Source organism: Salmonella sp. SG203 (assembly GCF_013350575.1).
Taxonomy (GTDB): Bacteria; Pseudomonadota; Gammaproteobacteria; order Enterobacterales; family Enterobacteriaceae; genus Salmonella; species Salmonella enterica.
Map to the genome: position 1 here is coordinate 1 of NZ_SNMT01000108.1, position 523 is coordinate 523.

Genomic DNA, 523 nt, shown 5'->3' on the forward strand with positions numbered 1-523 from the left:
GGGCGTTAAGTTGCAGGGTATAGACCCGAAACCCGGTGATCTAGCCATGGGCAGGTTGAAGGTTGGGTAACACTAACTGGAGGACCGAACCGACTAATGTTGAAAAATTAGCGGATGACCTGTGGCTGGGGGTGAAAGGCCAATCAAACCGGGAGATAGCTGGTTCTCCCCGAAAGCTATTTAGGTAGCGCCTCGTGAATTCATCTCCGGGGGTAGAGCACTGTTTCGGCTAGGGGGCCATCCCGGCTTACCAACCCGATGCAAACTGCGAATACCGGAGAATGTTATCACGGGAGACACACGGCGGGTGCTAACGTCCGTCGTGAAGAGGGAAACAACCCAGACCGCCAGCTAAGGTCCCAAAGTCATGGTTAAGTGGGAAACGATGTGGGAAGGCCCAGACAGCCAGGATGTTGGCTTAGAAGCAGCCATCATTTAAAGAAAGCGTAATAGCTCACTGGTCGAGTCGGCCTGCGCGGAAGATGTAACGGGGCTAAACCATGCACCGAAGCTGCGGCAGCGA

General features: G+C 54.5%; 1 rRNA gene. It reads left to right on the plus strand.

Annotated elements, in window-relative coordinates:
• Nucleotides 1-523, plus strand: a 23S ribosomal RNA gene (locus HV477_RS28040); the annotation flags it as partial.